Genomic DNA, 13,240 nt, shown 5'->3' with positions numbered 1-13,240 from the left:
CACCATGGACACGGTGCTGATCCAGGGCGACATCACCGCCCAGCAGGTCGACGCGATCGTCAACGCGGCGAACTCGTCGTTGCTCGGCGGCGGGGGCGTGGACGGCGCGATCCACCGGCGCGGCGGGCCGGCGATCCTGGCGGAGTGCCGGGCGCTGCGCGCGTCCCGCTACGGGCGAGGGCTGCCGACCGGGCAGGCGGTCGCCACCACGGCCGGCGACCTGCCGGCGCGCTGGGTGGTGCACACCGTCGGGCCGGTCTTCTCGCCGCGCGAGGACCGCTCGGCGTTGCTGCGTGACTGCTACGCCAACAGCCTGCGCGTCGCCGACGAGCTGGGCGCGCTGACCGTCGCGTTCCCGCTGATCTCCGCCGGGATCTACGGCTGGCCGGTCGAGGACGCGGTGGCGCAGGCGCTGACCGTGCTGCACGCGGCCGACCCGGCGCACCTGGTCGAGGCCCGGCTGGTGCTGTTCGGCGCCGACGCGTACGCGACCGCGGTGCGGGTCGCCGCCGGGCGCTGAGCTGAGCGTGCACCGGCACGACGCTGAGTGCGCACCGGCACGTCCACCGGGCCGCCGGTCGGTTCAGGTGAGCGTGCGCCGGCACGACCACTGGCTGTCGACCGGCCGGTAGCCGAGCGCCGCGTTGATCGCCAGCATCGGCGCGTTCGCCTCGTCGTTGGAGGTGTACGCGGTCCGCACCCCGCGCGCGGCGGCGGCGTGCAGCGCGGCCTGCTTGGTCAGCCGGGCCAACCCCCGACCCCGGTACGCGGCCAGCGTGCCGGTGAAGTCCGACCACATCCGGTCGCCGTCGCGCTTCACCAGGCTCACCGCGACCAGTTCGCCGTCGATCTCGGCGACGGTGCTGGCCTCCCGGTCCAGCCCGAGGTTCTCCCAGCACTCGTGGAGCCACAGGTCGTAGCCGAGCGCGTCCGTCGGCACGTCACCCGGTTCGTCGCGGGCCGACTCGGAGTCCACCCGATGGACCCGGCGCGGGTCGAGCCCGGCGGTCGGCAGCAGCCGTACGCCCGGCGGCGGCTCCGGCGCCGGTGGGGTCGGGTCGAGGTCGAGTGCGGAGTAGCGCAGTTCCCGGCTGGGCGTGAAGCCGTGCCGCTGCGCGAACGGGAGCGACTCGGCGCGGGCGTGGGTGAGAACCCGGGTCGACCCGAGCGCCCGCAGATGGTCGAGCGCGGTGTCGAGCAGCGCGGTGCCGGTGCCCCGGCCGCGATGGCCCGGGTGGACGTGCAGCGTGGAGATCTCACCGACCCCGGGCGTCGAGGTCTGCGTGTTGCGGTACGCCGACGTCCAGCCGACCACCTGCCCGTCCGCCTCGGCGACCCAGGCGGCCCAGTCCTCGCCGGGCGGCGGCTGGCCGATCATCCGGCGGGTCGACTCGACGCCGCGTACCAGGTAGGGGAAGACCAGCGCGCGCAGCGCCACCACGGCGGGCGCGTCGTCGACGCGGGCGGGCCGGATCAGGGCTTCACTCATCCGGGCGACGCTAGCCACCCCGCGTCGGCACCGCGACCGGTTTGTTGAGCGGGGCCCCCTGCTGTGCAGAATGCGTTGACGGGGGGCCCCGCCTTACGCGGAGTCGCGCAGGATGAGCTCGGTGGGGAGCATCAGCGCCTGCTCGACGTGCTCGCCGGCGGCGATGCGCAGGAGCTGCCGGGTCATCGCCCGGCCCAGCTCCACTATCGGCTGTCGCACGGTGGTCAGCGGCGGCTCGGTGTACGCGGCCGTCTCGATGTCGTCGAACCCGATCACCGCGACGTCCTCGGGCACCCGCCGCCCGGCCTCACGCAGGGCCCGCAGGGCGGCGTGCGCCATCAGGTCGGAGGCGGCGAACACCGCGTCCAGCTCCGGGTCGGCGGCGAGCAGTGCGCGCATCGCGGCGGTGCCGGACTCCCGGGTGAAGTCGCCGTACGCGACCAGCTCCGGCAGCCCGGCGGCGGTGAGCGCGGCCCGGTAGCCGATCAGCCGTTCGATGCCGGCGACCATGTCCTGCGGCCCGGCGATGGTGGCGATCCGCCGGCGGCCGGTGGCGATCAGGTGCTCCACCGCCCGGGTGACGCCGCCCTCGTGGTCCACGTCGACGTACGGCACGTCGGCGCCGTCGAGCGGCCGGCCGCTGCACACCACCGGGATGCCGAGCCGGGCGAGCCGGCCGGGCAGCGGGTCCTCGCCGTGCAGCGAGGCGAAGAGCACGCCGTCGACGTGCCGCCCGGTGGTGTACCGCTCGACGCGTTCGTGCCCGGCCGGCGAGCCGGCCAGCATCAGCACGAGCTGCTTGTCGGCCGCCTCCAGCTCCTGGGCGGCGCCCCGGATGATGCCGGGGAAGACCTGGTCGTCGGAGAAGACCCGGGTGGCCGCCTCCGGCATGACCAGCGCGACCGAGTCGGTGCGCTGGGTGACCAGGCTGCGGGCGGCGAGGTTCGGGACGTACCCGAGTTCCTCGACCGCCAGACGGACCGCCTGTTGGATCGACTCGGCGACCGTGGTCGAGCCGTTGACCACCCGGGAGACCGTGGCCCGGGAGACGCCGGCCCGCCGGGCCACCGCCTCCAGGGTCGGCCGTTGTGCCGTCGTCATCCCCGTTACCACCACCTCGTCACAGCCCGTTCCGGGCGATCACCTCCTGGTACCAGCGGGCGCTCTGCTTGGGTGTGCGCCGCTGGGTCAGGTAGTCGACGTGGACGATCCCGAACCGCTTCCGGTAACCCTCGGCCCATTCGAAGTTGTCCAGCAACGACCATACGAGATAGCCGCGCAGGTCGACCCCGCGGGCGATGGCCCGGTGCGCGGCGCGGAGGTGGCCGTCGAGGTAGGCGGTGCGGTCGGCGTCGGCCACCCGGCCCGAGGAGTCCCGGGCGGCGTCCGGGAACGCGCCGCCGTTCTCGGTGATCATCAGCGGCAGCCCGGGGTGGTCGGCGGCCACCCGTTCCAGCAGCCGGGTGAGCCCGGCCGGCTCGATGGCCCAGCCCATGTCGGTGAGCGGCCCGGCCGCCGGCAGGAACTCGACCGCGCCTTCGGTGCCCGGGTACGCGCTGCCGCCCGCGCCGTCCGCCCGCCCGGCGACGTAGGTGGGCGAGTAGTAGTTCAGGCCGAGCAGGTCCAGCGGCGCGGCGATGATCTTCTCGTCGCCGTCCCGCACGAAGTCCGTCGCCACGATCCGGCTCACGTGCGCCAGCACGTCCTCCGGGTAGCCGGCGCCGGTCAGCGGGTCCAGGAAGATCCGGTTGTGCAGCCCGTCGACGAGCCGTACCGCCTCGGCGTCGGCGGCGCTGCCGGCGTCGGCCGGTTGCACGTCGGCCAGGTTGAGCGTGATCCCGAGCGTCTCCGCGCCGGCCGCGCGCAGCGCCCGCGCGGCCAGGCCGTGGCCGAGCAGCAGATGGTGTACGGCCCGGAACGCGTCCCCGCCGTCCTGCCGGCCCGGCGCGTGCACCCCGTTGCCGTAGCCGAGGTACGCCGAGCACCACGGCTCGTTGAGCGTGGTCCAGGTGCGGACCCGGTCGCCGAGGCAGCGGTGCACCGCGACCGCGTAGTCGGCGAAGTGCTCGGCGGTCTCCCGGACGGTCCAGCCGCCCCGGTCCTCCAGCGACTGCGGCAGGTCCCAGTGGTAGAGCGTGACGATCGGGTCGATGCCCCGCGCCAGCAGCGCGTCGGTGAGCCGGTCGTAGAAGTCCAGCCCGCGCGGCTCGACCGGGCCGGTGCCGTCCGGCTGGATCCGGGGCCAGGCCACCGAGAACCGGTACGCGCGCAGCCCCAGCTCGGCCATCAGCGCGACGTCCTCGGCGTACCGGTGGTAGTGGTCGCAGGCCACGTCGCCGGTGTGGCCGGAGTGCACCGCGCCCGGCGTACGGCTGAAGGTGTCCCAGACCGACGGGCCGCGGCCGTCCTCGCGGGCAGCGCCCTCGATCTGGTACGCGGCGGTGGCCGCGCCCCAGACGAAGCCCTCGGGAAATCGGAGATCCGTTACTGCGCCGCCTGTCACTCGCGACTGCGGGGCTCGCAAAACCGGCTCACTCCTCGCGCTCATGCCTTGACCGCACCTTCCATGATCCCGCCGATGATCTGGCGGCCGAACAGGACGAAGACCAGCAGCAGCGGCAACGTGGCGATGGCCGTGCCGGTGAACACCTGCGACATGTCCTGGTAGTAACCGTCGGAGAGGGCCCGCAGCGACAGTTGCACGGTGGGGTTCTCCGGGTCGTTGAGCACCGCGTACGGCCACAGGAAGTCGTTCCAGGTGGTCATGAACGTGAGCAGGCCGAGCACGGCGGCGGCCGGGCGCAGCGCGGGCAGCACCACGTTCCAGTAGATCCGGGCGGTGTTGCAGCCGTCCATCCGGGCCGCCTCGATCAGCTCGGTGCTGACCGCCTGGCCGGCGTACTGCCGCATCATGAACACGCCGAAGCCGGTGACCAGCGCCGGCACGATCACGGCGGGCAGCCGGTCGTTCCAGTTCAACTTCGTCATCAGCAGGTAGAGCGGGATCACGCCGAGTTGGGTGGGCACCATCATGGTGGCGACGATGACCAGCAGCAGCGCGTTGCGACCGCGGAAGCGCAGTTTGGCGAACGCGAACCCGGCCAGCGTGGCGAAGAAGACCACCGAGACGGTCACCGTGACGGCCACGATCGTCGAGTTGATCAGGCCGGTGAGGAAGTACGCGTCGGTGTTGTCGAACAGCCGGGCGATGTTGGCGCCGAGGTTGCCGCCGGGCGTCAGCGGCGGTGGGACCTGGCCCATCGCGTCGCTGGTGCGGCTGGCCACCACGAACATCCAGTAGATCGGGAAGATCGACAGCAGGGCCGACAACCCCAGGGCCAGATAGGTGAGCCGGCTGGCCGACCAGACGCGGGTCATCGGGAGACCTCCTTGCGGGAGCCGCCGCCGAGCCGGCGCAGGAGCAGGACGTTGATCGCCGCGACCACCGCGATCAGCGCGAAGAGCAGCCAGGCGATGGCGGAGCCGTAACCGAAGTTGTAGTGCGGCGCGAACGCGTTCTCGAACATGTACATGGTCACGGTCTGTGACTCGCGCAGCGGCCCGCCGCGGATCGCGTTGGTGCCGGAGTTGAACATCCGCGGCTCGGTGAAGAGTTGCAGGCCGCCGATGGTGGAGATGATGACCGCGAAGATGATGGTGGGCTTGAGCAGCGGCACGGTGATGGACCAGAACTGGCGGGCCCGGCCGGCGCCGTCGATCGACGCCGACTCGTACAGGTCGCGCGGGATGGCCTGCATGGCGGCCAGGAAGATCAGCGCGTTGTAGCCGGTCCACCGCCAGTCGACCATGGTGGAGATGGCGACCCAGGCGGCGAACCTGTTCGCCTTCCAGTCGATCGCGCTCACGCCGACGTGGTCGAGCAGCCAGTTGATCATGCCGAACTCGCGGCCGAACAGCACCGCGAACACGATCGCCACCGCGGCGGTCGAGGTGACGTTCGGGACCAGCACCGCCATCCGCCAGGTGGTGCGGGCCCGGAGCTGGCGGTTGAGCAGGTTGGCCAGCCAGAGCGCGGCCAGCAGTTGCGGGACCGTGGAGATGACGAAGATGCCCAGCGTGTTGACCACCGAGTGCCAGAAGTCCGGGTCGGCGAGGAGCTGGCTGTAGTTGTCGAGGCCGATGAACGGGTGCTCCGCGCCGAGCAGGTCCCAGTCGTGCAACGAGACCCAGAACGTGTACGCCAGCGGGTACGCCCCGAAGACGCCGAAGAGCAGGAAGAACGGGGCGATGTACAGGTACGGCGAGTATTTCGTGTCGAACCGGCTGAGCCGGGCGCCCCGGACGGGACGGCTGTGCCGGGGGGCCGGTGCGACCGGCGGGCGGGCGTCGAGCTGGACGGCCATGACCTGAGAACTCCTCTCCGCCGTGCGGGCGGCACCCGTCGCCGGGACCGCCCGCACGCGCTGCTCGGGTTACTTGGCGGCGGCCTTCTCGGCGTTGGCGACGGCGTCGCTCCAGCCCTGCTGCGGGGAGCGCTTGCCCAGCTCCACGGTGCGCACGGCGTTCTCCACCTCGGTGCGGACGGCCTGGTTCTTCGGGCCCATGTAGACCGGCTTCAGGCTCTTGGCGCCCTCGGCGAAGATCTTGCCGACCGGGGCCTCGGAGAAGTAGGCGTTCTTCGAGTCGACGATCGCCGGGTCGGCCAGCGCCTGCGGGGACGAGGGCAGCGGGCCCTTGAGCTTGAACGCGCCGATCTGACCCTTGGCGCTGGTCAGGAACTTGGCCAGCTCGATCGCCTCGGCCTGGTGCTTGCTCTGCTTCGGCACGGCGAGGAAGGAGCCGCCCCAGTTGCCGCCGTTGCCGGGGATCTGGGCGATGTCCCACTTGCCCTTGGCGGCCGGGCCGGCGTTGCCCTCGATCACGCCGGTCATCCACGCCGGGCAGGCGATGGTGGCGAACTTCGACTGCTTGAACGCGGAGACCCACTCCTCGGACCAGGAGCCGTACTTGCCGGAGAGGCCGGAGTCGATGATGTCCATCGTGGTGTCGTACGCCTGCCGTACCGCCGGGTTGCTGCCCACGACCAGGTTGTTGCTGGTGTCGTAGTAGCTGTAGCCGCTGGTGTTGCCGGCGGTCTGGAGCAGGATGGTGTTGAACGTGTTCGTCGCGGCGTCGAGGAACGCGGCGCCGGTCTTCTTCGCGGTGAACTGCTCGCCGACCTTGACGTAGTCCTGCCAGGTGGGCCACAGCTTGGACACGGCCTCCCGGTCGGTGGGCAGGCCGGCCTTGGCGAACAGGTCCTTGCGGTAGCACATGGCCATGCCGCCGACGTCGGTGCCGAGACCGATGAGCTGCTTGCCGTCGCCGGTGAGCCCCTGGTTCCACTTCCAGTCGAGGAAGTTGCCCTTCAGGTCGGCCGCGCCGTGGTCGAGCAGGTTCACGAAGTTCTGCGGGTTGGCCTTGTACTCGACCAGCAGCCCCTCCTCGATGGCGACCACGTCGCCGGCGCCCTTGCCGGCGGCGAGCCACTGGGTGAGCTTCGGCGAGTACTCGTCGAGGTTGCTGCCGGTGCCCCGCTCGACGATCTTCACGTCGGGGTGGCTGGCCATGTACTCCTGGTAGAGGTCCGCGTAGCCGAACTGGCCGAAGACATCGACGGTGAGCGTGACCGGCCCGTCGGCGGCGGACTCGTCGCCGCCGCCGCAGCCGGTGGTGCCGAGCAGTGCGGTGGCGGCGACGAGGGCCACCGCCGCCATTCGACGGCGCGTGAAGGTGAGCATGCTGTCCTGACCTCTCGGGGTCGTAACGGGTGGTGGAGGGCGGTTCCGGTACTCAGAGAGCGCTCTCACGAGAGCGTGGTCGATGCCCTCGATCCTGTCAAGAGAGCGCTCTCTTGCTGCCCGGAAAAAGCGGAGAGGAGCCGTTCCCGCCCCTCTCCGCCCGGTATCGCAGCCTCGGTCAGCCCACCCGCAGCCCGTCCAACAGGGTGCGGTCGCCGGCCACGCCCAGCGTGTCGAAGCTGATCCGACCCATCAGCGCCAGCAGCAGATCACTTGCCGTGCCGGTCACCTGCGCCCGCGCCCGGTGGTCGTCGTGGTCGAGGATCGTCGCGGTGTCCAGCAGCGCGACCCCCTCGCCCCGCAACCGCAGGTACCACTCCTGCGCGGCGTCGGTGGCGGTCAACTGGACCACCCCGTGCCACTGGCCGGACCGCACCCGCCGGCCCGCCGGCAGCCAGGTGTCCAGCACCTCGCTCACGCCGTCGGCCGCGAGCTTGGCCTCGATCGGGTCGCCCGCACCGATGGCGAGCTGGGCGTCCCAGCGGTGCACCGCCGTCTCGTGCGCCACCCGGCGCGGCCAGAAACCGGCCTTCTTCGGCTGGGGCGCGAAGTTCCACGCCGGCGCCTCCGGGTCCAGCCCCTCCAGGAGCGCGGTCAGCCGCTCGTACTCCTGGGCGTACCACTGGGCCGGGGTGAGACCGGCCGGCGGCTCCGCCTCGTGCCGCTCCGGACGGCCGGTGCCACCGGCGGTCAGCACCGTGCCCACCCAGAGGTAGGCGCGGCTCAGGTGATGGGCGAGATCGGTGACCGTCCAGCCGGGACAGGACAGCACGGGTGTCTCGGGAGGCGCCTCCGCCACCGCCGTGGCGAACGCGGGCCCCTCCGTCCGCAACGCGCCGATCCAGAAGTCCTTCGTGTGGTGCAGTCTGCTCATCGCCATCCTCCCGGGGGTGACCGGGCCACCAGTGGGTGCCACGGCTACCCCTCAGCCTAGGGTGAAAGGCGTGCCAGACGTCTACGCCGAACCGACGACCGCCGCCGGGCCGACCGATCCGGCCACCCTGGCGCGCTACACCACGCTGCGGCTCGGCGGCCCGGCCGGGCGGCTGGAGATCGCCGGCGACGCCGCCGATCTGGTGGCGAAGGTGCGCGCGGCGGAGGCCCGCGACCAGGCCGTCCTGGTGCTGGCCGGCGGCAGCAACGTGGTGATCGGCGACCAGGGCTTCCCCGGCACCGTCGTGCTCGTCCGTTCCCGGGGCCTCACGGTCGTCGCCGAGGACGGCGACACCGTCACGGTACGCGTCGCCGCCGGCGAGCCGTGGGACGAGTTGGTCGCGGCCACCGTCGAGCGCGGCTGGGCCGGCCTGGAGTGCCTCTCCGGCATCCCCGGCTCGACCGGCGCGACGCCGATCCAGAACGTCGGCGCGTACGGCCAGGAGGTCGCCGACACGATCGTCGCGGTCGAGGCGTACGACCGCGCGCACCGCGAGGTGGTCCGCATCCCGGCGGCCGACTGCGGCTTCGCCTACCGGGGCAGCATCTTCAAGTACAGCGACCGCTGGGTGGTGCTCTCGGTCGACTTCCGGCTCACCCGTTCGCCGCTGTCCGCCCCGATCCGCTACGCCGAGCTGGCCCGCGCGCTCGGCGTCGAGGTGGGGGACCGGGCGCCACTGGCCGACACCCGGGCCACCGTGCGTCGACTGCGGGCCGGCAAGGGCATGGTGCTCGACGCGGCCGATCCGGACACCTGGTCGGTCGGCTCGTTCTTCACCAACCCGGTGCTCGACCGCGAGGCGTACGAGCTGCTCCGGGCGCGCACGGCCGGCCTGGGCACGGGCGAGCCGCCGGCCTGGCCGGGCGCCTGTGACGTGGTGAAGATCAGCGCGGCCTGGTTGATCGAGCAGGCCGGCTTCGGCAAGGGGTACGCCGGCCCGGAGGGCGTCGCCATCTCCACCAAGCACACGCTGGCGCTCACCAACCGGTCCGGCACCGCCAGCACCGCCGCGCTGGTGGCGCTGGCCCGGGAGATCCGCGACGGCGTGCACGCCCGCTTCGGCGTCCCCCTCCACCCCGAGCCCGTCCTGATCAACTGCACCCTCTAACCCACCCCACCCGTCCCACCCCACCCGTCCCACCCCACCCCACCCGTCCCACCCCGCCCGTCGATCTTGCACTTTCGGCCCGGACAATCGTCGTCAATGCCGCATTTCGAGGGCCGCAACTGCAAGATCGCGGAGAGAGGCGGGGACGGGAGGGGGCGGGGCGGGGCGGGGGTGGTCAGGTGGGGGCGATGGCGGGCCAGGGGAGGGTCAGGTAGCCGTGGCGCCAGGCTCGGGGGCGGTCCTGGACCGGCCAGCCGGCCTCCTTCAGGGCGGCCACGGTGCGCAGCCAGCGCTGGCGGGGGCCGAACGGGGCGTAGCCGGCGGCCGAGCGCCAGGCGTGCTCCAGCGCGCCGAACAACTCGTGCACGCGCTCACCCGGCACATTGCGGTGGATCAGCGCCTTCGGCAGCCGCTCGGCGAGCGACGCCGGGCTCTCCAGCGTGGTCAGCTTCGCGGCCAGCGTGAGCGTGCGCGGGCCGGTGGCGTCCAACAGCACCCAGGCACCGAGCCGGCCCAGCTCGTCGCAGGTCCCCTCGACCAGCAGCCCGCCCGGCGCGAGCTGCCCAGTGATCGTGCGCCAGGCGTCGGCGACCTCGCGCTCGTCGTACTGGCGCAGCACGTTGCACGCCCGCACCAGGGCGGGACGCAACCCGGCCAGCTCGAAGCCGCCCCGGGCGAACGTCAGCCCGGGCGGGTCCGCGGCCGGCTGGGCGGCGGCCACGCGTACCGGATCGATCTCCAGCCCGACCACCCGCACGTCCGCGCGGACGCCGGTCGCGAGCCGGGCCCGCAGTTCGACCGGGGTGACCGGGGTGGCGCCGTAGCCGAGGTCCACCACGAGCGGGTCGGCGGCGGCGCGGAGCGCGTCGCCGCAGGCCCCGACGATCCAGTTGTCCACCCGCCGGAGCCGGTTCGGGTTCGTCGTGCCGCGGGTGACGACGCCCAGGGGCTTCATCAGCGCCTCCCCGGTTCGCGACTGCGGGGCTCGCAGACCCGGCTCACTCCTCGCGCTTCACGCTAGACCCGGTGCACCTTGTGCTGCGCGGCCTGGGCCAGCGGTCGGACCACGAGCCGGTCGACGTTGACGTGGTGCGGGCGGGTGGCACACCAGGCGACGCAGTCGGCCACGTCGTCGGCGACAAGCGGCTCGGCCACGCCGGCGTAGACCGCCTCGGCGCGCTCCGCGTCACCGTCGAACCGCACCAGGCCGAACTCCTCGGTCCGCACCATGCCCGGGTCGATCTCGACCACCCGGACCGGCCGGCCGCACAACTCCAGGCGGAGCGTGCCGGCGATCGCGGTCTGCGCGTGCTTGGCCGCCGTGTAGCCACCACCGCCCTCGTAGACGACGTGCCCGGCGGTCGAGCTGACGATCACCACGGTGCCGGCGCCGGAGCGTTCCAGCGCGGGCAGCAGCGCCTTGGTGACCCGCAGCGTGCCGAGCACGTTGACGTCGTACATCCACTGCCAGTCGCCGACGTCGGCGGTCTCGACCGGGTCCAGGCCGCGCGCGCCGCCGGCGTTGTTCACCAACAGCGTGACCGGCCCGGGCGCGGCGTCCGCGGCGGCGGCCAGGCCGGCGACGGATTCGTCCGAGGTCACGTCGCAGGCCACCGCGGTGGCCGCGCCGCCGGCCGCCTCGATCTCGGCGACCAGCGCGGCCAGTCGGTCGGTACGCCGCGCCGCGGCCAGCACGTGGAAACCCTCGGCGGCCAGCCGGCGGGCGGTGGCCGCGCCGATCCCGCTGGACGCTCCGGTGACGATGGCGACTGAGGTCATCCGGTCATTCTCTCCCGCCGTCGCGGCCCGCGACGTGATGAGGTCCGTCACGCCCGGGAACCCGCGACAGGCATTTCCGAACCCCGATGGGGAAGATGACACCCGGCGTACGGGTTGACCGAGAGGCGCCGGTCGTGCGGGACGGCATCAACCGTGACAGAGGGAGCGGACGTGGCGGATGTGCACACCGGTGTCGGTCGTCAGCGAGGTGCCCTGCCGTGGCCCCGGCCACGTCGCATCGCCACCCTGTCGGTGCACACCTCGCCGCTGCACCAGCCCGGCACGGGCGACGCGGGCGGCATGAACGTCTACATCCTGGAGGTCGCAAGGCGGCTGGCCGAGGCCGACGTCGAGGTGGAGATCTTCACCCGGGCCACCGCCGGTGACCTGCCCCCGGTGGTCGAGATGGCGCCCGGGGTGACCGTCCGGCACGTCACCGCCGGGCCGTTGGAGGGGCTGACCAAGGAGGAGCTGCCCGGGCAGCTCTGCGCGTTCACCGCCGGCGTGCTGCGTGCCGAGGCGGCCCGCCCGCCCGGCCACTACGACCTGATCCACTCGCACTACTGGCTCTCCGGCCAGGTCGGCTGGCTGGCCAAGGAGCGCTGGGGCGTCCCGCTGGTGCACACCGCGCACACCCTGGCCAAGGTCAAGAACGCCCGGCTCGCCGCCGGTGACCGGCCGGAGCCGAAGGCCCGGGTGATCGGCGAGGAGCAGGTGGTCGCCGAGGCGGACCGGCTCGTCGCCAACACCCGGGTGGAGGCCCGCGACCTGCTCGACAGGTACGCCGCCGACCCCGACCGGGTGGCCGTGGTGGAGCCCGGCGTGGACCTGGACCGGTTCCGCCCGGCCGCCGGTGACCGGGAGGCCGCGACCCGGGCCGCCCGCCGCCGGCTCGATCTGCCGGTCGACGGCTACGTGGTCGCGTTCGTCGGCCGTATCCAGCCGCTCAAGGCCCCGGACGTGCTGGTCCGCGCCGTCGCCGCGCTGCGCGAACGGGACCCGGCACTCGCCGACGAGCTGACGGTGGTGATCTGTGGCGGCCCCAGCGGCAGCGGGCTGGACCGGCCCACCGCGCTGATCGAGTTGGCCCACTCGCTCGGCGTGGCCGACCGGGTCCGCTTCCTCCCGCCGCGGACCGGCGACGACCTGCCCGCGCTCTACCGCGCCGCCGACCTGGTCGCGGTGCCGTCGCACAACGAGTCGTTCGGGCTGGTCGCGCTGGAGGCGCAGGCCTGCGGCACGCCGGTGCTGGCCGCCGCCGTGGGCGGGCTGGTGACCGCGGTACGCGACGGCGTCAGCGGGATGCTGATCGACGGGCACGACCCGGTCGGCTGGGCCGACGCCCTGGCCCGCCTGCTGCCCGAGCGGAGGCGGCGCGCCGTGCTGTCCCGGGGCGCCGAGCGGCACGCCCGCGACTTCTCCTGGCACCGGACCGTCTCCGGGCTGCTCGCGGTCTACGGGGAGGCGATCACCGAGCACCGGGCCCGGCTGGCCGGCCGGCTCGGCGACCCGGCGCTGAGCTGCTCCTGGTGACCGCCCGTCGGGCGAGGAGGCCCGGCCGACCGTAGAGTGGACGCGATGAGCCGTACGAGTGAGGTCGCCGCGCTGATCGAGGCCGTCTGCGCGGAGCGCGAGCTGGAGTGGGAGTCCACCGGCGAGGCGTCGTACGCGGTGACCCTGCCGGGCACGCACAAGCTCAAGACGATCTGCAACCTGATCGTCGGCGAGCACGCGTTGCGGATCGAGGCGTTCGTGATGCGCCAGCCCGACGAGCGCCGCGAGGAGCTGTGGGCCTGGCTGTTGCAGCGCAACGCGCGGATGTACGGCGTCTCGTTCTCCATCGACGCGGTCGGCGACGTCTACCTGACCGGCCGGGTCAACCTGGCCGGGCTCGACGCCGACGAGCTGGACCGCCTGTTCGGCTCCGTGCTGACCTATGCCGACGAGTCGTTCGACAGCATGCTGGAGATCGGCTTCGGGACCGCCATCCGCCGGGAGTGGGAGTGGCGGGTGAAGCGCGGCGAGTCGACCGCCAACCTGGCCGCGTTCGCCCACCTCTTCGATCCGTCGACCCCGGCCGGCCCGGCCGCCGGAGGTTCAGGCCCCGCCTGACGGGTATGCCGCCTCGC

Annotated in this window: 13 protein-coding genes; 4 read left to right on the top strand and 9 right to left on the bottom strand. The window is 73.0% G+C overall.

From position 1 onward, the window contains the following. The first annotated feature begins 4 nt into the window (after positions 1–4). Entirely contained in the window at positions 5–520 is a 516-nt protein-coding gene (locus TPA0908_RS15285) for an O-acetyl-ADP-ribose deacetylase (protein WP_281938366.1), read from the top strand. Positions 521–583: 63 nt separating this feature from the next. Here TPA0908_RS15285 and TPA0908_RS15280 read toward each other — a convergent pair whose 3' ends face one another. The 7 genes from TPA0908_RS15280 to TPA0908_RS15250 all read right to left on the bottom strand — a co-directional run bounded on the left by TPA0908_RS15280 (position 584) and on the right by TPA0908_RS15250 (position 8,164). Then, the gene (locus TPA0908_RS15280) at positions 584–1,489 is read right to left on the bottom strand and encodes a GNAT family N-acetyltransferase (RefSeq protein ID WP_281938365.1); all 906 of its coding nucleotides are present in this window, start codon (positions 1,487–1,489) and stop codon (positions 584–586) included. A gap of 93 nt (positions 1,490–1,582) precedes the next feature. After that, a complete protein-coding gene (locus TPA0908_RS15275) occupies positions 1,583–2,590 on the bottom strand; it encodes a LacI family DNA-binding transcriptional regulator (RefSeq protein WP_281938364.1) in 1,008 nt (335 codons plus the stop codon). Between the two features lie 19 nt (positions 2,591–2,609). Next, positions 2,610–4,037 carry a GH1 family beta-glucosidase gene (locus tag TPA0908_RS15270; protein ID WP_281938362.1) on the bottom strand — a complete coding sequence of 476 codons (1,428 nt, stop codon included), beginning with the start codon at positions 4,035–4,037 and terminating at the stop codon, positions 2,610–2,612. Beyond that, positions 4,034–4,867 (bottom strand): carbohydrate ABC transporter permease, encoded by an 834-nt coding sequence (locus TPA0908_RS15265; protein WP_107160444.1) that lies wholly within the window; start codon positions 4,865–4,867, stop codon positions 4,034–4,036. The genes TPA0908_RS15270 and TPA0908_RS15265 overlap by 4 nt, the downstream gene beginning before the upstream one ends. Further along, entirely contained in the window at positions 4,864–5,853 is a 990-nt protein-coding gene (locus TPA0908_RS15260) for a carbohydrate ABC transporter permease (RefSeq protein ID WP_107160442.1), read from the bottom strand. The genes TPA0908_RS15265 and TPA0908_RS15260 overlap by 4 nt, the downstream gene beginning before the upstream one ends. A gap of 69 nt (positions 5,854–5,922) precedes the next feature. After that, positions 5,923–7,230, bottom strand: coding sequence for an ABC transporter substrate-binding protein (locus TPA0908_RS15255; RefSeq protein ID WP_281938359.1), 1,308 nt, complete (start codon positions 7,228–7,230; stop codon positions 5,923–5,925). A 178-nt stretch (positions 7,231–7,408) separates the two neighbouring features. After that, the gene (locus tag TPA0908_RS15250; protein ID WP_281938358.1) at positions 7,409–8,164 is read right to left on the bottom strand and encodes a maleylpyruvate isomerase family mycothiol-dependent enzyme; all 756 of its coding nucleotides are present in this window, start codon (positions 8,162–8,164) and stop codon (positions 7,409–7,411) included. 70 nt (positions 8,165–8,234) lie between these two features. On the opposite strand from TPA0908_RS15250, the gene TPA0908_RS15245 reads away from it, so the two are divergent. Next, a complete protein-coding gene (locus TPA0908_RS15245) occupies positions 8,235–9,332 on the top strand; it encodes a UDP-N-acetylmuramate dehydrogenase (protein WP_281938357.1) in 1,098 nt (365 codons plus the stop codon). Between the two features lie 175 nt (positions 9,333–9,507). Here the strand turns inward: TPA0908_RS15245 and TPA0908_RS15240 are convergent, their stop codons facing one another. After that, on the bottom strand, positions 9,508–10,287 hold the full coding sequence (locus tag TPA0908_RS15240; protein ID WP_281938355.1) for a class I SAM-dependent methyltransferase: 780 nt from the start codon (positions 10,285–10,287) through the stop codon (positions 9,508–9,510). A 62-nt stretch (positions 10,288–10,349) separates the two neighbouring features. Continuing rightward, on the bottom strand, positions 10,350–11,111 hold the full coding sequence (locus tag TPA0908_RS15235; RefSeq protein WP_281938353.1) for an SDR family NAD(P)-dependent oxidoreductase: 762 nt from the start codon (positions 11,109–11,111) through the stop codon (positions 10,350–10,352). A 171-nt stretch (positions 11,112–11,282) separates the two neighbouring features. Between TPA0908_RS15235 and mshA the strand changes: the two genes are divergently transcribed. Both mshA and TPA0908_RS15225 read left to right on the top strand, forming a co-directional pair. Further along, positions 11,283–12,644 carry a D-inositol-3-phosphate glycosyltransferase gene (gene mshA / locus TPA0908_RS15230; protein ID WP_281938352.1) on the top strand — a complete coding sequence of 454 codons (1,362 nt, stop codon included), beginning with the start codon at positions 11,283–11,285 and terminating at the stop codon, positions 12,642–12,644. Between the two features lie 45 nt (positions 12,645–12,689). After that, positions 12,690–13,223, top strand: a complete 534-nt coding sequence (locus TPA0908_RS15225; RefSeq protein ID WP_281938350.1) for a type III secretion system chaperone family protein — start codon at positions 12,690–12,692, stop codon at positions 13,221–13,223. The last annotated feature ends 17 nt before the right edge of the window (positions 13,224–13,240 follow it).

Origin of the sequence: Micromonospora sp. AKA38, from assembly GCF_027925725.1 — a bacterium.
Taxonomy (GTDB): Bacteria; Actinomycetota; Actinomycetes; order Mycobacteriales; family Micromonosporaceae; genus Micromonospora.
Note: the sequence above shows the minus strand (reverse complement) of the source record. Positions and strands in the feature narration are given on the sequence as shown.